Origin of the sequence: Actinomycetospora straminea, from assembly GCF_028737255.1 — a bacterium.
In the GTDB taxonomy this organism is placed as follows: domain Bacteria; phylum Actinomycetota; class Actinomycetes; order Mycobacteriales; family Pseudonocardiaceae; genus Actinomycetospora; species Actinomycetospora straminea.
Genome location: NZ_JAQZAN010000005.1, coordinates 31,114 through 48,165, shown reverse-complemented (window position 1 = coordinate 48,165; position 17,052 = coordinate 31,114). Strand labels below are relative to the sequence as shown.

Here is a 17,052-nt window from a genome sequence, read left to right as displayed (position 1 = left end):
CGAATGGGCTAAGAAGTGTGACGCACGGCGGTCTATGGTTCGGCGCGATCGTGACGACCGTGACGACGCTGGACGACCACGTGGAGACCTCGTGAGTGCCACCGACGACAACCCAGGTGGGTCGAGCGCGTCCTCGGCCGCCACGTCAGCAACCCCGTCCGCGTACCAGGAGGTGCAGCGCTCGTCGGAGTTCGTGTCGCTCCGCCGGCGGTGGCGCGGCTTCATCTTCACGATGAGCGCGGTCTTCCTGGGCTGGTTCCTCGTGTACGTGCTGCTGTCCGACTTCGCGCACGGCGTGGTCGACACCCGCCTCGGGAGCACGAACTTCACCGTCGGACTGCTGCTGGGCCTGCTGCAGTTCGTGTCCACGTTCCTCATCGCGACGCTCTACGTGCGCTTCGCCAACCGGAACCTCGACGACGACGCCGAGGCGCTGCGCCTGCGCGTGGAGGAGAAGCTGTGAGCACCCAAGTCGGGAGCCCCGCGCTCAACATCGGGATCTTCGCGCTCTTCGTCGTCGTGACGCTGCTGATCGTCTACCGGGTCAGCCGTGCCTCGAACACCGCGTCGGACTACTACGCCGCCGGCAGCTCGTTCACCGGGCCGCAGAACGGCATCGCGATCTCCGGCGACTACCTCTCCGCGGCGTCGTTCCTCGGCATCGCCGGCGCCATCGCCGTCAACGGCTACGACGGCTTCCTGTACTCGATCGGCTTCCTCGTCGCCTGGCTCACCGCGCTGCTGCTCGTCGCCGAGCTCCTGCGCAACGTCGGCCGCTTCACCATGGGCGACGTCCTGAGCTTCCGGATGCGCCAGCGGCCCATCCGCGCCGCCGCGGCGGTGTCGACGCTCCTGGTGTCGTTCTTCTACCTGCTGGCCCAGATGGCCGGCGCCGGCGGCCTGATCTCGCTGCTGCTCGGCGTGAAGAACACCCCGGGCACGCCGTTCGACGGCCAGTCGCTGGTCATCGCGGTGGTCGGCATCCTCATGGTCATCTACGTGCTCTACGGCGGCATGCGCGGCACCACCTGGGTGCAGATCATCAAGGCCGGCCTGCTGGTCACGGGCGCCGCGGTGATCACGGTCTGGGTGCTCGGGCTCTACGGCTTCAACCTGTCCGGGCTGCTGGGTGCCGCGGTGGAGAACACCGGCAAGCCGCTGCTCGACGCCGGCAACCAGTACGGCAAGTCGCTGACCACGCAGATCGACTTCCTGTCGCTGGCGCTCGCTCTGGTCCTGGGCACCGCGGGCCTGCCGCACATCCTCATGCGCTTCTACACGGTGCCGACGGCCAAGGAGGCCCGCCGCTCGGTCCAGTGGGCGATCTGGATCATCGGCATCTTCTACCTGTTCACGCTGGTCATCGGCTACGGCGCCGCGGCGCTGCTGCCCCGGGGCACGCTGACCTCGACGAACGTGAACGACGCCGCCCCGCTGCTGGCGTTCCAGGTGGGCGGGACGCTGCTGCTCGGCATCATCGCCGCGGTCGCCTTCGCCACGATCCTCGCGGTCGTGGCCGGTCTGACGATCACCGCGGCGGCCTCGTTCGCGCACGACATCTACGCGAACGTCATCAAGGACGGGAACCCCGCGCCGGGCATGGAGGTCAAGGTCGCCCGGCGCACGGCGCTCGTCGTCGGCATCGTGGCCATCGTCGGCGGCATCCTGGCCAACGGCCAGAACATCGCCTTCCTCGTGGCCCTGGCCTTCGCGGTCGCCGCGTCGGCGAATCTCCCGACGCTGCTCTACTCGCTGTTCTGGAAGAAGTTCAACACCACGGGCGCCCTGTTCAGCATCTACGGCGGCCTGGCGATCTGCATCCTGCTGATCATCTTCTCGCCGGTGGTGTCCGGCGGGCCGACCGCGATCTTCGGTGAGACCGTCGACTTCGCGTTCTTCCCGCTCCAGAATCCGGGCATCGTCTCGATCCCGCTGTCCTTCCTGCTCGGCGTGATCGGCACGATGGTCGGCTCCCGCGAGCCGATCAACGAGGCCAAGTTCGCCGAGATGGAGGTCCGGTCGATGACCGGCGCGGGCGCGTCCCGCGAAGCGGTCGACCACTAGCCGCTCCGACGTGCGCGTGGAGCCCGTCTGCCCCCCCGGGGGCAGGCGGGCTCCGTCGCGTCCGGGGACCGGTGTCCGCTCACGGCCGCCTCGCCGGGACTGTGATGGGATGGGCGCCGTGAGCCACCCCGGACCCCCGTCGGTCGGACCCGGCCAGATCCCGCCCGGCGCCACCCTGCTCGACGTGCGCGAGGACGACGAGTGGGCGGCCGGGCACGCGCCCGACGCGGTGCACCTGCCGATGTCGCAGATCACCGGGCGGCTCGACGAGATCCCCGAGGGCCCGCTGGCCGTGGTGTGCAAGGTCGGCGGCCGGTCGGCGCAGGTCACCGCGTTCCTCGTCCAGCGCGGGCACGAGGCGGTCAACGTCAGCGGCGGCATGCTGGCCTGGGAGGCCGAGGGGCGGCCGATGACCGCCGAGGGCCCCGGGCCGGCCGCGGTGATCTGAGGGCCGGGCCGTGACCTGTCCGCGGTGCGGGCGGCCCCAGCCGCCCCCGGACGCGCCGGGTGCGCCGCGCGCGGGCGCCACCCGCTACTGCGTGCACTGCGGGCGGGTCCTCGCGGGCGTGCGCTGGGTGGCGCTGCCCCCGGACGCGCTGCGCCCCCGCGAGCCGCGCACGCCGCGACGGCCCTACACCGGGCCCCCGCGCTACCCCGCGACCCCGCGCTGGAGCCTGCGCAGCTGGATGCCCGCGCCGGAGCCCGGCGCCGAGGGCCCCCTGCCGATCCCGGCGCCGCGCGCGCCCGACGCGGTCCTGCGCCGCACGGGCGGTCTGCTCGCGCGGGTGGCGACGGTGACCGCCGTGCTCGCCGGGCTCGGGGCGCTCGCCGAGGCCGTGCGCTACGGGCTGCTCGTCGCGAGCCGCAGCTCGGCGCTGCCGTCCGGGCCGGTGACGGCCTCCGACGCGCTCGTCGCCCTGTTCGGCGTGCTCGCTCCGGCCGCGGCCCTGGCGACCGGCGTGCTGTTCCTGTGGTGGCTGCACCAGGCCCGCGGGATCGGCGCGACGCTGTCGGGCACGCGGCCCGCGCGGCGGTTCCGGGCGGTCGTCGTCGGCAGCGTGCTGCCGGGCCCCAACCTGACCGTGCCCGGGTCGGCGCTCACCGAGCTCGAGCACGCCGCCTCCGGCCTGCCGCGCGACGAGCGCCCGCGCCCGTCGGCGCCGGTGCGGCGCTGGTGGGTGGCGTGGGACGCGAGCGTGGTGCTCGGCGTCGCGGCCGTGCTGCGCGGGCTGGGGGCGAGCACGCAGGCGCTGGCGGACTCCGTGCTCCTGCACGCCATCGCCGACGTCGCGGCGGCCGTCGCGGCGCTCGCGACCGTCCGCGTCGTCACCCACCTCACCGAGCTGCTCGCCCCGGAGCTGCGGTCCGCGGGGCGGGAGGCGGTGCTGGGCGTGGGGCCGGCGCGGTCCCCCGGGTCAGTGCCCGCCGCCGCCGAGGACGGCGACGCCGCCGGCGGGGGGCGGGGCGGTGGGGTCGGTGCCGAGGTCGGGTGACATCTCGCGGGCGACGAAGTCCTCGACGTGGAAGAGGTTGTCGCCGGCGCGGCGCACGATGCGCAGGAGCGTGGTCATCGAGGCGACCTCCTCGACCTGCTCCTTGAGGTACCACTGCATGAACTGCTCGCCGAGGTAGTCGCCCTCGTCGCGGGCGGTGCGGGCCAGCGTCGCGATCTGGTCGGTGACCGTGCGCTCCTGGTCGAGCACCAGCTCGACGACCTGCTCGACCGAGTCGAACTCGGCGCGCACGTCGTCGACGCCCGGGATGGACACGGGCAGGTCGTTGTCGAGCAGGAACTGCACGATGCCCATGGCGTGGTTCCGCTCCTCCAGCGCCTGCGCGTAGAAGTGCGCGGCCAGCTGGGGGAGGTCCTGGTCGTCGCAGTACACGGCGACCGCGGTGTACTGCTGCGATGCCGTGAACTCGTTGCGGATCTGCGCCCGGAGCAGCTCGTGGAACGTCGCGGCGGACATGCGCCCGAGTCTAGGTGGTCCGCCCGGTCCTCAGGTGCGGGCCGAGCGGCGCCCGTGCTTGCCCCCCGAGCGCGGGGCGGGCACCTCGGTGCTCGTGCGCCCCGCCGCGCCGTCGGCGACCGGGATGGCCCCCGACCAGCCGAACTGCTCGGTGTGGATGCGCGCCGGCGGGACGCCGAGCTGGTCGAGGGCGGCCAGCGAGCCGGCCGTGACCGACGGCGAGCCGCAGACGAAGAAGTCGAGGTCGCGGCGGGCGGCGAGGTCGTCGGGCAGGATCCCGTCGAGGAGCTCGGCGTCGATCCGGCGGCCGTCCGTGCGCGTGACCTGCAGGTCGAGGCGCCGGGACAGGGCGGTGAGCTCGTCGGCGAACAGGGGCTCGGTGCCCCGCTCGGCGAGGACGAGGCGGTGGGAGCGGGTGTCGCCGCGGTCGGCGAGGGTGCGCAGCATGCTCATCATCGGCGTGATCCCGACGCCGCCGGCCAGCAGCACCAGGCCCGCCGACCCGGGCGCGGCCGCGTCGGTGAACGAGCCGTGCGGGCCGTCGAGCCAGACCTTGCTGCCGGTGCGCAGCGTCGAGAGCAGGCCCGAGAAGTCGCCCTGGTCGCGGACGGTGAGCTCGAGGCGGCCGGTGACGCGGGCGCTCGAGGCGATGGTGAAGGGGTGCTCCTCGGTGCCGACCACCGCGCGGCGCAGGCGCAGCCAGACGAACTGGCCCGGCGAGAACCGCAGGCCGCCCCGGCGCAGGTGCACGGGCGCGAGCACGAGCGTCGACACCGTCGGGCTCTCACGGCGCACCCCGTAGACGACGTAGGCGCCCTGGCGGGAAAACAGCGGGCGCCACACCCAGCGGTGCGCGAGCACCCCGAGCAGCACCAGGACCAGCGCGGACAGCACGACGCGCATCACCGGGTCGGTGACGAGGTTGCCCAGCCAGAACACGTGCAGGCCGGCGAGCACGAGCGCCGCGCCGGCGAGCAGGACGTGCAGGCGCGCCCAGATCTCGTAGCGCGCGCCGGGCCGCCGACCCCGGGCCGCGACCAGCCCGACCAGCAGCAGCGCGCCGACCGACGTCCACCCGGCCTTCGCGGCCTCGGTCGCCCGGAACGGGTTGAGCAGGATCGGGTGGTTGGCGACGGCGACGGTGAGGTGCAGGCCGACCAGGAGGATCGCCAGCGTCCCGAGCCAGCGGTGCAGGCCGATCACCTTCTCGACCCCGAACGCCCGCGTCAGCGAGCGCACGCGGCTCGGCACGACGACGACCACGATCAGCAGGCTCAGGGCGAGCAGGCCGAGCCCGACCGAGAGCATCCCGAGCACCGAGGTCCCGCCGGCGCGGGAGGCCATGAGGGCGACGGGGACCACCACGAGGGCGGCGAGCGCCGCCGTCCAGAGGGCGCGGGTCAGCTTCAACGGCACGGCGCGGAACGGTAGGCAGTGTGGATCAGCGGCCCCGGCGCGTCTGAGAGCCCGGGGTGGTGCGGCGCGACGACGGGCGCCCACCGCGCGCCCACCCGCCCACCGTTCCCCCGATCGGGCCAACGCCTGCGCCGTCTGCGGCTCGGGGTTCTCAGGTTCGTGGGTCGGTACGAGCGATGCGGCATCTTGCTGGCGATTCGATTCAGCACGCCGACAGGGCCAGGATCGCCACATCCTCGCCTCGGCGACACGCCGTCTGCCGGGGCCGGTCGGCGCACGGGGTGGTGCCGGCGTGGCGTCCACGCCGGCGTTCACCGCCAGGAAATCCCCCACCTCGCACCGTCGCGCGCCGGTCCGGGGCACCGTGCAGGATGCACCGCGTGATCCAGTCCTCGAGCACTCCCCGGCCGCAGCGGCGCCGACGGACCGCCGCGGCCCTCGCCCTCACGGCGGCGACCGCCGCGCTCGTCCCGCCGGCGCTGCGGTCCCTGCGCGGCGGGCAGCGGTTCGACCGCGCGGCCGCGGCGGCCGGGGTGTCGTCGCAGTTCGACCAGGACGCGAGCTCGTACGACCGCCTCGTCGGCGCCAACCCCGGCTACCACGAGCACCTGCGCCTCTCGGCCCGTCGCCTCGACCTGCCCGACCGCGGCGCCGGCGCCGTGCTGCTCGACGTCGGCTGCGGCACCGGGCTCTCGACGGCCGCGCTGCTGGAGACCTACCCCGGGGCCCGGATCGTCGCGGTCGACGCGTCGGCGGAGATGCTCGCGAAGGCGCGGGAGAAGGACTGGCCGGACACCGTGCGCTTCGTCCACGCACGGGCCGAGGACATGCACACCGCGTTGGCCGGCGAGGGCCCGTTCGACGGCCTGCTCGCCGCGTACCTCGTGCGCAACCTGCCCGACTGTGACACCGGGGTGGCCGTGCTCGTCGACCACCTGGCGCCCGGCGCGCCGATCGCGGTGCACGAGTACTCCGTCGCCGACTCCGGCTACGCCCGCGCCGTGTGGACCGCCGTCTGCTGGGCCGTGATCATCCCGCTGGGCCGGCGGGTCACCGGCGACGCCTCGCTCTACCGCTACCTGTGGCGGAGCGTCCTCGCCTTCGACGGCCTCGCGCGCCTCGAGCAGCGGCTGCGCGACGCGGGACTGCGCGAGGTGCACACCCGCCCCGTCGACGGCTGGCAGCGCGGGATCGTGCACACGGTGCTCGGACGCCGCTGAGCGAGGTCGTCGCAGCGAACGCGCTGTTCGCTGCCTCTAGGCGCGGGAACTCCCCGTTCGCGCGTGCGGGGCAGCGGCTCGCCGAGTGATCAACGGGGACTTCCCGCGCGTAGAAGCAGCGAGATACCCGTTCGCTCCGACACCCCGCGAGCCTCAGCCGCGGCGGCGGGCGGCGCGGACGGCGTAGGTGCGCTCGGCGTACTCGATGTCGTCGGTCCACAGGCGCTTGGCCGCCCACTCCATCGCCGGGCGCACGAGGCCCTGGGCGCGCCGGGCCTTCGCGAACCCCGGGCGCGGGGAGTGGGCGATCGTCGCCTCGACGACGGCGGTGCGGGGGCGGCCGTCGGGGTGGGGCGCCAGCGGGGTCGCGTGGGTCTCGACGACGCTGCCGGCGCCCTCGCCGTCGGTGATGTGCATGACGATCGTGCGCGGCTCCGGGCACGTGAACCGCGCCCGCACCGGCACGCCCCAGTTCCTCGTCAGCCGGAAGGCGACGCGCAGGTCGAAGTGGTCGTCGGCCTCGGAGGCGTCGCGACCGGGGGCCCGCTCCACCCGCAGGTCGGCGAACGAGTGCGGGTGGAACCACGCGCCGTGCCACGGGTCGAGGCGATTGGCGATGACGTCGGCGGGCTCGCACGTGCCGACCATCGACGCCACGGCCACGAGGCTCTGTGCCACGGGCGGGCGCGCGGGCAGGATCGGCGCGTCGGTCGGCTCCTCGCGGCCCACGGCGTCGAGGCGCACCCACGCCAGCGCGCCGTCGTCGTGGGCGGGCAGGGTGCGCCAGCCGGCGCGCCCCGACGGACCGAGGGCGAGGCCGTGCCAGCGGCAGATCAGCTCGCAGCCCGACTGCACCGCCGTCGCCATGTCCGCCCCGAGGTGCGGGCACGCGCCGGGCCCGGCGTGCAGGGACCCGTCGGGCGAGCGCCACAGCACCAGCTCGACACCCGCGACGGTCGTCCCGAAGGGCGTCCCGGTGCGGATGTCGCGGCTCGCCCCGACGACGTACCAGTTGCCCGACGGGCGGGCCTGGGCGCGCGCCAGTGCGGCGTCGATGACCCCGACCTTGGCCTCGCGCCAGGTGGGCTCCATCGCCGCCCACTCCTGCCCGGACAGCCGCCGCAGCGGGTGGACCGGTTCGCGCCGTCGCGCCCTCAGCACGCGCCGCACGCTAGGCCGGGCGCTGTCGTGCCGCAGTGGGGAGACGCGGGCTGTGGCCGGATGCACGTGCTGCTGCGCCGAACGAGCACGTCAAGCGGTCAGTCGAGCGGAGCTCGCTCCCACGGGCACGACAGGCAGCGCGGACCACCGCGTCCCGAGCCGAGCTCGAACCCGGCGATCGTGAGGACCTCGATCCCCGCGGCCTCCAGGCGAGCGTTCGTCGTCGTGTTCCGCTCGTAGGCGACGACGCGCCCCGGCGAGAGCGCGAGCGTGTTGTTGCCGTCGTCCCACTGCTCGCGCTCGGCGGCCACCGACTCCAGGCCGGTGTCGACGGCCCGCAGCGTGCCGATGCCCATCGCCCGCGCCGCGGCCGGGCGGAACGGCTCGGGGCCGCTGATGTGCAGGTGGTCGGGGCCGTCGGGGCGGATCGTCCAGGCCTCGAGCCCCTCGAGCACGCCCGGGTAGATGACCATCGTGTCGACGTCGACCATCGTCGCCACGGTGTCGAGGTGCATCGTCGCCCGCCGCTGGGTGATCGGGACGGCGAGCACGGTGTGCGCGAGGCCGTCGGCGAACATCGCCCGCGCGAACGACTCGGCGCCCGCGGGGCTCGTGCGCTCGCCCACCCCGACGGCGAGCACGCCGGGCGCGAGCAGCAGCACGTCGCCGCCCTCGACCGCCGACGGGTCGCGCGGGGCGGTGGGGGCCACGACGCCCAGCTCGGGGTGGTGACGCTGGGCCAGCGCGACCAGCGACGCCTCGCGCCGCCGCGCCGGCATGCCCATCGACGAGGCCACGACCCGCGGGCCCACGCGCACCGACGAGTCACGGGTGAACATGAGGTTGGGCAGCGGGTCGACGGCGAAGTCGTGCGGACCCGCCATCGCACGCACCAGCGAGCTCCCGGTCACCGCGAGCTCGGCGAACGTCCGCCCGCCCACCAGCACGTCGGCGAGCGCGGCGTCGTCGAGCTCGGCGAGCTCCGCGCGGACCGCCCCGCCCAGCTCGCGGCCCAGCGTCCGCTCGTCGACGGCGTCGGCGATGCCCTGGTCGCGGGCGGCCGGCACCGCGGCGAGCGCCTCGACGAGCACGTCGGCGAGCAGCAGCACCCGCACGCCCTCGCCGCGCAGCAGGTCGGCGAAGGCGTCGTGCTCGAGCTGCGCGCGGTCGACCCACGGAATCCCGTCGAACAGCAGCCGGTCGGCGTTGCGCGGGGTCAACCGCTCGAGCTCGGGGCCGGGGCGGTGCAGCACGACGGTGCGCAGGGCCCCGACCTCGGTGTCCACGTGTGGCGCGTCCGACTCCACGGTCGGCGACCCTAGGGTGCCCGCTCTACTGTGCGCGCCATGGGACTGCTCGAGGACAAGGTGGTCGTCGTCACCGGGGCCGGTCGCGGCATCGGTCGTGGCGAGGCGCTGGAGTGCGCACGGCAGGGGGCGGCGGTCATCGTCGCGGAGTTCGACGCCGAGGCCGGCGAGGAGGTGGCGAAGGAGATCGTGGACGCCGGCGGCCGGGCCCTGTCGGTGCCCGGCGACGTCGCCGACGCCGAGGTGGCGGACGGGCTCGTGACCGCGGCGGTGGAGAACTTCGGCGCGCTGGACGCCGTCATCAACAACGCCGGCATCCTGCGCGACCGGACGCTCGTGAAGATGTCGGACGCCGAGTGGGACGACGTCATCCGCGTGCACCTGCGCGGCCACTTCGCCCCCACCCGCGCCGCGTGCCGCTACTGGCGCGAGAGCGAGCGGCCCGGGCACCTGGTCCACACCGCGTCGACCTCGGGAATCCTCGGCAACTTCGGCCAGAGCAACTACGGCGCGGCCAAGGCGGGCATCGCGGCGTTCTCGACGATCGTCGCCATGGAGATGGCCCGCTACAACGTCACCTCGAACGCCATCGCCCCCTCGGCGCTGACCCGGATGACCGAGGCGCTGCTGCCCCCGGACGTGCGCGAGGACCGGCGGGCGAGCCTCGAGCGCGGCGAGTTCGACTTCTTCGACCCCGACAACGTCGCCCCGTTCGTCACCTACCTCGCCTCGGACGCCTCGTCGCACATCAGCGGCAAGGTCTTCGGGGTGCAGGGCGACTCGGTGGAGCTCTACCAGCCGTTCACGTCGGTCGCGGAGATCCGCGGCGACGGGGTGCGGTGGGACCCCGAGGCGATCCCCGGCCGCATGGACGCGCTGTTCACCGAGGCCGGGATCGACCCGGCGCCGGAGAACATGATGGCGCGCTCGCGGCACCGCATCGTCGGGTAGGTGCGCTCCGCGCAGGTGAGCAGAAAGAAGTGCTGCAGCACTCCTTTCTGCTGACCTGCCGCAGGCACCTAGGCGGGCAGGAACGGCAGCGCACCGCGCAGCAGCGCCGAGCCGACGAAGGCGACGACGTCGAGCAGCGCGTGGGCGCCGACCAGCGGCCACAGCCGCCCGGTGCGCTGCCAGTACCGCCCGAACACCAGGCCCATGAGCAGGTTGCCGAGCCCGCCGCCGAAGCCCTGGTAGAGGTGGTACGACCCGCGCAGCACCGCCGAGATCGCCAGCGCCCGGTTCTCCGAGACGCCGAGGCGGCGCAGGCCGTGCAGCAGGTAGCCGACGACGAGCACCTCCTCGGCCCAGGCGTTGGCGCACGCCGAGACGATCAGCACCGGCACCGTCCACCACTGCTCGCCGAGCAGCGAGGGGATGACGGTGGTGTTGAGGCCCAGCGCCCGGCTGGCGAGGTAGAGCCCCAGGCCCGGGATGCCGATGAGCGCGGCGAGGCCGACCGCGGCGAGCGCGTCACGGCCGGGCCGGCGCCCGTCGAGCCCGACGGCGCGCGGGCCCGCCCCGGCCCGGACCAGCAGGTACAGGCCCAGCGCCCCCCACGCGACCAGGGCGAACGAGCTCGCGAGCTGCGCGGCGAGGTCGGCCCAGGGGTTGCGGGCGAGGCTCTCGTCGATCGCGACCCGGCGCTCGTCGAGCCGCACGGGCGAGGCCAGCGCGTCGAGCAGCGAGACCAGGCTCCGCACGCCCGAGAGCCCCAGCGTGACCGCGAAGACGACGACCAGCTCGGTGCGCAGCAGTCGGCGCTCGCGCGGATCGAGGGGGGCGACGTCGCGGCGCGCCGGGCGGGCCCAGCTCCGCCACACCTCCCGCGCCGTCACGGCGCCACGGTAGTGGGCGCGAACCCGCCGGAGATCACGCGGGACGATCGTGCACGACCGGGTAGTCCAGGGCCGTGACCCGCCACGCGCTGATCTCCGGGGCCAGCATCGGCGGCCCCGCGCTCGCCCACCAGCTCGCCGCCCGGGGCTGGTGCACGACGGTCGTGGAGCGGGCGCCGCGCCTGCGCGACGAGGGCCAGAACATCGACGTCCGCGGCGCGGGGCGCGAGGTCCTGCGCCGGATGGGCCTCGAGGACGCCGCCCTGGCGGCCGGGACGGGCGAGGTGGGCCTGCGGTTCGTCGACGACGACGGCGCCGCGGTCGCCGAGTTCCCGGCCGGTCGGGGTGACACCGCGGGCGGGACCGCGGAGATGGAGATCCTGCGCGGCGAGCTCTCGCGCCTCCTCCACGAGCGCACGCGGGACACCACCGAGTACCGCTTCGGCGAACAGATCCGCGAGCTCAGGGACGACACGGACCACGGCGGCCGCGTCACCGCCCGTCTGGCGAGCGGCGAGGAGATCGAGGCCGACCTGGTCGTGGTCGCGGAGGGCACGCGGTCGCGGACCCGGGACCTGGTGTTCGGAGACGTCGAGATCACCGAGCTCGGCTCCAGGTCGCCTACCTGACGATCCCGCGCACCGCCGACGACGACCGCTGGTGGCGCTGGCACTCCGCCCCGGGCTCGCGCAGCACGAGCCTGCGCCCCGACAACCGCGGCACCACGCGGGCGATGCTCGCGTTCCTCTCCGACGTCCGCGGGCTCGGCGAGCTCGACCGCGACGCCCAGATCACCGTGCTGCGCCGCACCTACGCCGACGTCGGCTGGCAGGCCCCGCGCGTGCTCGCGGCGCTCGACACCGCCTCGATGTACTTCGACGCCGTCGCCCAGGTCCGGCTGCCGCGCTGGAGCACCGGGCGCACCGTGCTGCTCGGGGACGCCGCCTGGGCCACCGGCCCGTTCGGCACCGGGACGACGCTGGCGCTGGTCGGCGCGTACATCCTGGCCGGGGAGCTCGGCGACGCCGACCACCCGGTCGACGTCACCACCGCCCTCGCCCGCTACGAGGAGCGCATGCGGCCCTTCGTCGCGCAGGCCCAGGACGTCAAGCCGGCCGCCCTGCGCGCCATGAACCCGCGCTCGGGGGCGGGGCTCGCGGTGCAGCGCCGCGTGCTGGGCCTCGCTGGCGCGCTGTCGTCGGTGTTCGGCGGGGTGCTCGAGAAGCTCGGGAGCCGCCCGGCGGAGGCCGTCGAGCTCCCCGACTACCGTGCCGTCGCCTGACGCCGACGCCGGTAACCTCGGGAGCGTGCTGCGCCTGCTCGCGACCCCCCGCTGGATCGGGTGGACGCTGGTCGCGCTCGCCGCCGTCCTCGTCTGCGGCGCGATGGCCTGGTGGCAGGTCGTGCGCGCCGAGTCGCCGGGCGGGTCGCTGCTGAACGCCGGCTACGCGTTCCAGTGGCCCCTGTTCGGCCTGTTCTTCGCCGCGCTGTGGTGGCGCATGCTGCGCGCGGAGGCGAGGGCGCTCGACGAGGTGCAGGCCGAGCGGCGGGTGCGGGAGGCCCCGACGCCCGTGCGCGCCGCCCCCGCCGACTCCCCGTTCGGGCCGCGGCCGGCCGGGGTCGTCCCCGGCGGGATGGACGCCGCGGGGCCGGGGAGCGAGCGGGCACGCTGGAACGCCATGTACGCCGCGCTGGCCGCCGGCGAGGAGCGTCGCGAGACCCCGGAGGAGAGACCGTCGTGACCACCAGCAGTCCCCCCGACGCCCCGCCCACCCCGGAGGTCGTCGCGGCGCTGCGGCGCTACCGCGTCGGCGCGTGGGTGGTCGGCGTCGGCCTGCTCGTGCTCGTGCTGGTCGGGATGCCGCTGAAGTACCTCGGCGGCGACGGCACCGTGGTCGCGATCGTCGGCCCGATCCACGGCTTCCTGTACATGGGCTACCTGCTGCTCACCGCCGACCTCGCCTACCGCGACCGGTGGGCGGTCGGCAAGGCGGTCCTGGTGGCGCTGGCCGGGACGATCCCGTTCGTGTCGTTCGTGGCCGAGCGGAAGATCACGCGCCCGCTGCGGGACGCGTGATCGGACGCAGGCCCGGGACGTCCCCGTCGCCGCCGATGAGGGCGCGGACGGCCTCACCGAGCTGACCGGGGCACGACAGCGGGGCCCCGAACGGCAGCCGCACGTCGTGGTCGTCCCTCTCGGTCTCGACGCGCAGCCGCAGGCCGAGGCGGTCGACGCCCAGCGGCGCGAGCCGGTGCCCGGGGCGGCGCAGGGGCATCGGCAGCCGCGGGACCAGCGCGGACAGGGTGCCCGCGTGGGCCGCGGCGAGGTGCGCGAGCCACGGGTCGCCGGTGGCCGCCACGGGATCCGGCGGCGCGGCCGCCATCGCGGTCGGGGCGAGCGCCTCGGTGCCCTCGGCGTCGGAGAGCACGACCATCGCGGGCTCCAGGCGCAGCAGCGTCTCGCCGTGGCCCACGTCGAGCAGGCGCTCGTCGGGCAGCTCGGCGGCGATGCGCAGCGCGGCCCGGCGGGCGACCCGCATCGGCAGGACCCGCAGCCGCCCGCTGACCCAGAGCAGCCCGCGCACCGGCCGCCGGACGGTCACCGGGGCGACGTCGGCCAGCTCCAGCATCACCGGCAGCAGGGCCTCGCCGCGCTCGCGCACGCGCAGCACCAGCGGGTGGTCCTCGGGGAACTGCAGGGTCGCCGCCCCCGTCGACGGCACGTGGTGCAGCGTCGGCGTCGCGCGGAGCTCGCCGTCGCCCCCGCCGGGGTCACCGTGCGCACCGTGCTCACCGACCGCCTCCCCGATCACCGCCGCGTGCCGGGCGCGGGCGGCGAGTGTCCGGGCCCGCTCGGCGGGAGGCGGGACGGGCGGCAGCGACGTTCGCGGCGGTCGGCTCCTGGCCATCGGACTCCCTCGGTACGGACGAACTAAGGGGAGCCTAATCAAACTTCTCCGCCCGGCGCGAGACCCTCTCGCGGACGCGTCCGCGGGTCACCGTGGATCTGCCGCGCTTCCGCCGGGCCGGTGCCCGGACCGCTGCGGGCCGCCCGCTACCGTGCCGAGCGTGTCCACCGTCCCCCAGGCCGGTGGGGCACCGGTCGACGGTGTTCCCCCGCTGCTGCGCGCGATCGTCGACGACGCGACGCTCGTGGCGGAGGGACCACGGCCGGACATGGCGACCGTCGTCGACGAGCACCTCGCCGCCCGCGCCGCCGACGCCGGCGGCCTGCTCGGTTCGCTGGTCGTGCCCGTCTCGCGGCTCTCCGAACTGGTGTCGGTGCTGGTCAAGCGCCGGCCGGCCGCGCCCGTGCCGATCGCCCTGGCCGTCGACACCGGCCTGGGCGGGGTGCCCAAGGCGCTGTCGCTGACGTCGTCGCGCGCGGCCCTGCTCGACCCGCGCACGGTCGAGATGCCGGCGCCGCACGACGTCGACACGGTCTGGCTCGAGCGGGTCACCGAGTTCGTCCCCGACGACGTCGTCGCGGTCGTCGAGCCGCGCCGCCCCGACGCCGAGGGCTCCGCGGACTGGCTCGATGGGGTGCGCCGCGTCGTCGACCACGGCTGCCGGCCCAAGCTGCGCTGCGGCGGCGGGCGCGCCGGCGCCTTCCCGGGCATCGGGGACGTCGCGGGCTTCCTGGCCCTGGCCCTCGAGGCCGGGCGGTCGTTCACGGCGAGCATCGGGCTGCGCTCCGCCGTGCGGCACACCGACCCCGCCACCGGCTTCACCCACCACGGCTGGCTGAACCTGCTGGTGGCCACCGTGCGCGGGCTCGGCCCGGGCACCGACGCGCCGGTCGAGGAACGCATCGGCGAGGCGCTGCTCGTCACCGACGGCGACGCCCTGGCCGGCGAGCTCGCCGCCGTCGGGCCCGACGCCGCCGTGCGCGTGCGCTCGCTGTTCTCGTCGTTCGGCTCCACGGCGGTCACGGAGCCCGCCCCGGAGCTCGCGCGGCTCGGCCTGCTCTGAGGTCCTGCTCCGAGGTCACCCCCGTACGGTCCGTAGGCTCGGGTGACGTGACCGGTCTGCGCGTGGCGTTCCTCGGCCCGCACGGCACCTTCTGCGAACAGGCGCTGCGCACCCTGCCCCCGGACGTGCTCGGCGAGGCCCTCGGCGACCCCGAGCCGTCGCTGCACCCGCTGGCGAGCACCACCGCCGCGCTCGACGCCGCGCGCGACGGCAGTGCGGACGCGGCGTGCGTGCCGGTGGAGAACTCGGTCGAGGGCGGGGTGCCCGCGACCATGGACGGCCTGGTCGCCGAGCCGCCGCTGGTGATCGTGCGCGAGATCCTCCTGCCGGTGAGGTTCTCGGTGCTGGTGCGCCCGGGCACCACGAGCGCCGACGTCCGTTCGGTCGCCTCGCACCCGCACGGCGAGGCCCAGACGCGCCGGTGGATCGCCGAGCACCTGCCCGGCGCCGAGGTGCGCCTGACGTCGTCGACGGCGGCGGCGGCCGCGCAGGTCGCCGCGGGCGAGGTCGACGCCGCCGTGTGCGCGCCGGTCGCCGCGGCGCACCACGGGCTGGTCGAGCTCGCCGCGGGCGTGCACGACTCGGGCGACGCGGTCACGCGGTTCGTGCTGGTCCGCCCGCCCGGCCCGCCCGGGCTGCCCGCCCCCACCGGCGCCGACCGGACCTCGCTCGCCGCGACCACCGTCAACCGGCCGGGCGCCCTGCTCGCCGTCCTCACCGAGATCGCCGTGCGGGGCGTCGACCTCACCCGCATCGAGTCCCGCCCGCTCAAGGACCGCCGCGGCGAGTACTGGTTCTTCCTCGACGGCATCGGACACGTCGCGGAGCCGGCGATGGGGGAGGCGCTGGCCGCGCTGCACCGGCGCTGCACCGACGTGCGGTTCCTCGGCTCCTACCCCCGCGCGGCGGTCCCCGGCGACGACGGGCCCGGCGGGCGCCTCGCCGACCCGGGCCCCGGGCAGACCGTGAAGGACTACACCGAGGCGGCGTCCTGGCTGGCGTCCCTGCGCGAAGGGACCGGCGCATGAGCGACCTGCGGCTCGTCCTCGCCCGCCACGGGCAGACGCAGTCCAACATCGACCGCGTCCTCGACACGCTCCTGCCCGGGCCCCCGCTGACCGAGCTCGGCCGCGCGCAGGCGAGCGCGCTCGGGCGGGAGCTCGCCGAGGGCGCCGAGGGCACGGTCACCGGGCTGTACCACTCGCCGGCGCGGCGGGCGGCCGAGACGGCGGGGCTGGTCGCCGAGCACGTCGGCGTGACGCCGGTCGAGGTCAGCGGCGTGCACGAGGTGCAGGTCGGCGACCTCGAGGGCCGCAACGACGAGCCCGCGATCGGCGAGTTCCGCCGCGTGGTCGAGCGCTGGCAGACCGGCGAGCTCGACGTCGCCCACCCCGGCGGCGAGACCGGGCGCGACCTGCTCGCCCGCTACCTGCCGGTGGTCGCCGACCTGCGCGACCGCCACCCCGACGGCGGCACGATCGTGCTGGTCAGCCACGGCGCGGCGCTGCGGCTGGCGGCGGTGGAGCTCGTCGAGCGCGTCGGCACCCCGCCGCTGGACGAGGAGCACGTCGCCAACTGCGGGCGCATCGTCCTGCGCCCGCGCGGCAGCGGCTGGGAGCTCGTCGCCTGGCGCAGCGCCGTCCCCGGCGGCCTGCCCGCCACCGACGACCCGACGGGCTAGGTGCGCCTCCGGCGCTCGTGAGCAGAAAGAAGTGCTGGAGCACTTCTTTCTGCTCACCTGCGCGCAGCGCACCTAGCCCCAGCCGAGCCGGTGCAGGGTCTCCTCGTCGATGCCGAAGTGGTGCGCGACCTCGTGCACGACGGTCACCGCGACCTCCTCGCGCAGCTCGTCCTCGTCCTCGCAGACCTCGGCCAGCGCCGCGCGGTAGAGCGTGATGCGGTCGGGCAGGACGCCGCCGTAGTCGCTGTAGCGCTCGGTCAGCGCGACGCCCTCGTAGAGCCCGAGCAGGTCCGGTTCCTCGGGGTGGCGCTCCTCGACGAGCACGACGACGTTGTCCATCGCGCGGGTCAGCGGGGCGGGCAGCTCGTCGAGGGCGTCGGCGACGAGCTCCTCGAACCGCTCGGGACCGACGTCCACCGGCGGAGG

Annotated in this window: 20 protein-coding genes; 13 read left to right on the top strand and 7 right to left on the bottom strand. The window is 75.3% G+C overall.

Annotated elements, in window-relative coordinates:
- Positions 1 to 91: 91 nt before the first annotated feature.
- From PH190_RS09205 to PH190_RS09190, 4 genes are all read left to right on the top strand, one after another.
- Positions 92 to 463: a DUF485 domain-containing protein gene (locus PH190_RS09205; protein WP_274231202.1), complete on the top strand. Its 372-nt coding sequence runs from the start codon at positions 92 to 94 to the stop codon at positions 461 to 463.
- Positions 460 to 2,064 (top strand): solute symporter family protein, encoded by a 1,605-nt coding sequence (locus PH190_RS09200; protein WP_274231201.1) that lies wholly within the window; start codon positions 460 to 462, stop codon positions 2,062 to 2,064. Before PH190_RS09205 ends, PH190_RS09200 begins: the two co-directional genes overlap by 4 nt.
- A gap of 109 nt (positions 2,065 to 2,173) precedes the next feature.
- Positions 2,174 to 2,512, top strand: coding sequence for a rhodanese-like domain-containing protein (locus PH190_RS09195; protein ID WP_420791610.1), 339 nt, complete (start codon positions 2,174 to 2,176; stop codon positions 2,510 to 2,512).
- 10 nt (positions 2,513 to 2,522) lie between these two features.
- Positions 2,523 to 3,557 (top strand): DUF4328 domain-containing protein, encoded by a 1,035-nt coding sequence (locus tag PH190_RS09190; protein WP_274231199.1) that lies wholly within the window; start codon positions 2,523 to 2,525, stop codon positions 3,555 to 3,557.
- On the opposite strand, the gene PH190_RS09185 is transcribed toward PH190_RS09190, so the two are convergent.
- Both PH190_RS09185 and PH190_RS09180 read right to left on the bottom strand, forming a co-directional pair.
- Positions 3,480 to 4,034: a ferritin gene (locus tag PH190_RS09185; RefSeq protein WP_274231198.1), complete on the bottom strand. Its 555-nt coding sequence runs from the start codon at positions 4,032 to 4,034 to the stop codon at positions 3,480 to 3,482. The genes PH190_RS09190 and PH190_RS09185 overlap by 78 nt on opposite strands.
- A 30-nt stretch (positions 4,035 to 4,064) precedes the next feature.
- On the bottom strand, positions 4,065 to 5,450 hold the full coding sequence (locus PH190_RS09180; RefSeq protein WP_274231197.1) for a ferric reductase-like transmembrane domain-containing protein: 1,386 nt from the start codon (positions 5,448 to 5,450) through the stop codon (positions 4,065 to 4,067).
- A 488-nt stretch (positions 5,451 to 5,938) separates the two neighbouring features.
- Here PH190_RS09180 and PH190_RS09175 point away from each other — a divergent pair, with 488 nt between their 5' ends.
- Positions 5,939 to 6,670 (top strand): class I SAM-dependent methyltransferase, encoded by a 732-nt coding sequence (locus PH190_RS09175; RefSeq protein WP_420791619.1) that lies wholly within the window; start codon positions 5,939 to 5,941, stop codon positions 6,668 to 6,670.
- Positions 6,671 to 6,823: 153 nt separating this feature from the next.
- Here PH190_RS09175 and PH190_RS09170 read toward each other — a convergent pair whose 3' ends face one another.
- On the bottom strand, positions 6,824 to 7,762 hold the full coding sequence (locus PH190_RS09170; RefSeq protein WP_274231387.1) for a Rieske (2Fe-2S) protein: 939 nt from the start codon (positions 7,760 to 7,762) through the stop codon (positions 6,824 to 6,826).
- Between the two features lie 167 nt (positions 7,763 to 7,929).
- The gene (locus PH190_RS09165; RefSeq protein ID WP_274231196.1) at positions 7,930 to 9,138 is read right to left on the bottom strand and encodes an arginine deiminase; all 1,209 of its coding nucleotides are present in this window, start codon (positions 9,136 to 9,138) and stop codon (positions 7,930 to 7,932) included.
- Between the two features lie 39 nt (positions 9,139 to 9,177).
- On the opposite strand from PH190_RS09165, the gene PH190_RS09160 reads away from it, so the two are divergent.
- Positions 9,178 to 10,089 (top strand): SDR family NAD(P)-dependent oxidoreductase, encoded by a 912-nt coding sequence (locus tag PH190_RS09160; protein WP_274231195.1) that lies wholly within the window; start codon positions 9,178 to 9,180, stop codon positions 10,087 to 10,089.
- Positions 10,090 to 10,157: 68 nt separating this feature from the next.
- Here PH190_RS09160 and PH190_RS09155 read toward each other — a convergent pair whose 3' ends face one another.
- Complete coding sequence (locus tag PH190_RS09155; protein WP_274231194.1) at positions 10,158 to 10,973, bottom strand: CPBP family intramembrane glutamic endopeptidase; 816 nt, start codon at positions 10,971 to 10,973, stop codon at positions 10,158 to 10,160.
- Between the two features lie 74 nt (positions 10,974 to 11,047).
- Between PH190_RS09155 and PH190_RS09150 the strand changes: the two genes are divergently transcribed.
- The 4 genes from PH190_RS09150 to PH190_RS09135 all read left to right on the top strand — a co-directional run bounded on the left by PH190_RS09150 (position 11,048) and on the right by PH190_RS09135 (position 13,050).
- Positions 11,048 to 11,602, top strand: a complete 555-nt coding sequence (locus tag PH190_RS09150; RefSeq protein WP_274231193.1) for an FAD-dependent oxidoreductase — start codon at positions 11,048 to 11,050, stop codon at positions 11,600 to 11,602.
- A 104-nt stretch (positions 11,603 to 11,706) separates the two neighbouring features.
- Complete coding sequence (locus PH190_RS09145; protein WP_274231192.1) at positions 11,707 to 12,255, top strand: Rossmann-fold NAD(P)-binding domain-containing protein; 549 nt, start codon at positions 11,707 to 11,709, stop codon at positions 12,253 to 12,255.
- A 25-nt stretch (positions 12,256 to 12,280) separates the two neighbouring features.
- The gene (locus tag PH190_RS09140) at positions 12,281 to 12,715 is read left to right on the top strand and encodes a hypothetical protein (protein ID WP_274231191.1); all 435 of its coding nucleotides are present in this window, start codon (positions 12,281 to 12,283) and stop codon (positions 12,713 to 12,715) included.
- Positions 12,712 to 13,050, top strand: coding sequence for a DUF3817 domain-containing protein (locus PH190_RS09135; RefSeq protein ID WP_274231190.1), 339 nt, complete (start codon positions 12,712 to 12,714; stop codon positions 13,048 to 13,050). Before PH190_RS09140 ends, PH190_RS09135 begins: the two co-directional genes overlap by 4 nt.
- Here the strand turns inward: PH190_RS09135 and PH190_RS09130 are convergent.
- A complete protein-coding gene (locus PH190_RS09130; protein WP_274231189.1) occupies positions 13,025 to 13,882 on the bottom strand; it encodes a DUF2470 domain-containing protein in 858 nt (285 codons plus the stop codon). The two genes, PH190_RS09135 and PH190_RS09130, sit on opposite strands and share 26 nt — an antisense overlap.
- Positions 13,883 to 14,042: 160 nt before the next feature.
- Between PH190_RS09130 and PH190_RS09125 the strand changes: the two genes are divergently transcribed.
- The 3 genes from PH190_RS09125 to PH190_RS09115 are packed head-to-tail and all read left to right on the top strand — an operon-like array spanning position 14,043 to position 16,626.
- Positions 14,043 to 14,945, top strand: coding sequence for a hypothetical protein (locus PH190_RS09125; protein ID WP_274231188.1), 903 nt, complete (start codon positions 14,043 to 14,045; stop codon positions 14,943 to 14,945).
- 56 nt (positions 14,946 to 15,001) lie between these two features.
- Entirely contained in the window at positions 15,002 to 15,973 is a 972-nt protein-coding gene (gene pheA, locus PH190_RS09120) for a prephenate dehydratase (protein ID WP_274231386.1), read from the top strand.
- On the top strand, positions 15,970 to 16,626 hold the full coding sequence (locus tag PH190_RS09115; protein WP_274231187.1) for a histidine phosphatase family protein: 657 nt from the start codon (positions 15,970 to 15,972) through the stop codon (positions 16,624 to 16,626). The genes pheA and PH190_RS09115 overlap by 4 nt, the downstream gene beginning before the upstream one ends.
- Positions 16,627 to 16,698: 72 nt before the next feature.
- Here PH190_RS09115 and PH190_RS09110 read toward each other — a convergent pair whose 3' ends face one another.
- On the bottom strand, positions 16,699 to 17,043 hold the full coding sequence (locus PH190_RS09110; RefSeq protein ID WP_274231186.1) for a metallopeptidase family protein: 345 nt from the start codon (positions 17,041 to 17,043) through the stop codon (positions 16,699 to 16,701).
- Between the last annotated feature and the right edge of the window lie 9 nt (positions 17,044 to 17,052).

What these genes read in the sequence shown, in the direction of transcription:
- PH190_RS09170 (WP_274231387.1), bottom strand. Translation starts at nt 7,762, where the DNA reads ATGGAGCCCACCTGGCGCGAGGCCAAGGTCGGGGTCATCGACGCCGCA.
- PH190_RS09195 (WP_420791610.1), top strand. Translation starts at nt 2,174, where the DNA reads ATGGGCGCCGTGAGCCACCCCGGACCCCCGTCGGTCGGACCCGGCCAG.
- PH190_RS09130 (WP_274231189.1), bottom strand. Translation starts at nt 13,882, where the DNA reads ATGGCCAGGAGCCGACCGCCGCGAACGTCGCTGCCGCCCGTCCCGCCT.
- PH190_RS09185 (WP_274231198.1), bottom strand. Translation starts at nt 4,034, where the DNA reads ATGTCCGCCGCGACGTTCCACGAGCTGCTCCGGGCGCAGATCCGCAAC.
- PH190_RS09115 (WP_274231187.1), top strand. Translation starts at nt 15,970, where the DNA reads ATGAGCGACCTGCGGCTCGTCCTCGCCCGCCACGGGCAGACGCAGTCC.
- PH190_RS09160 (WP_274231195.1), top strand. Translation starts at nt 9,178, where the DNA reads ATGGGACTGCTCGAGGACAAGGTGGTCGTCGTCACCGGGGCCGGTCGC.
- PH190_RS09145 (WP_274231192.1), top strand. Translation starts at nt 11,707, where the DNA reads ATGCTCGCGTTCCTCTCCGACGTCCGCGGGCTCGGCGAGCTCGACCGC.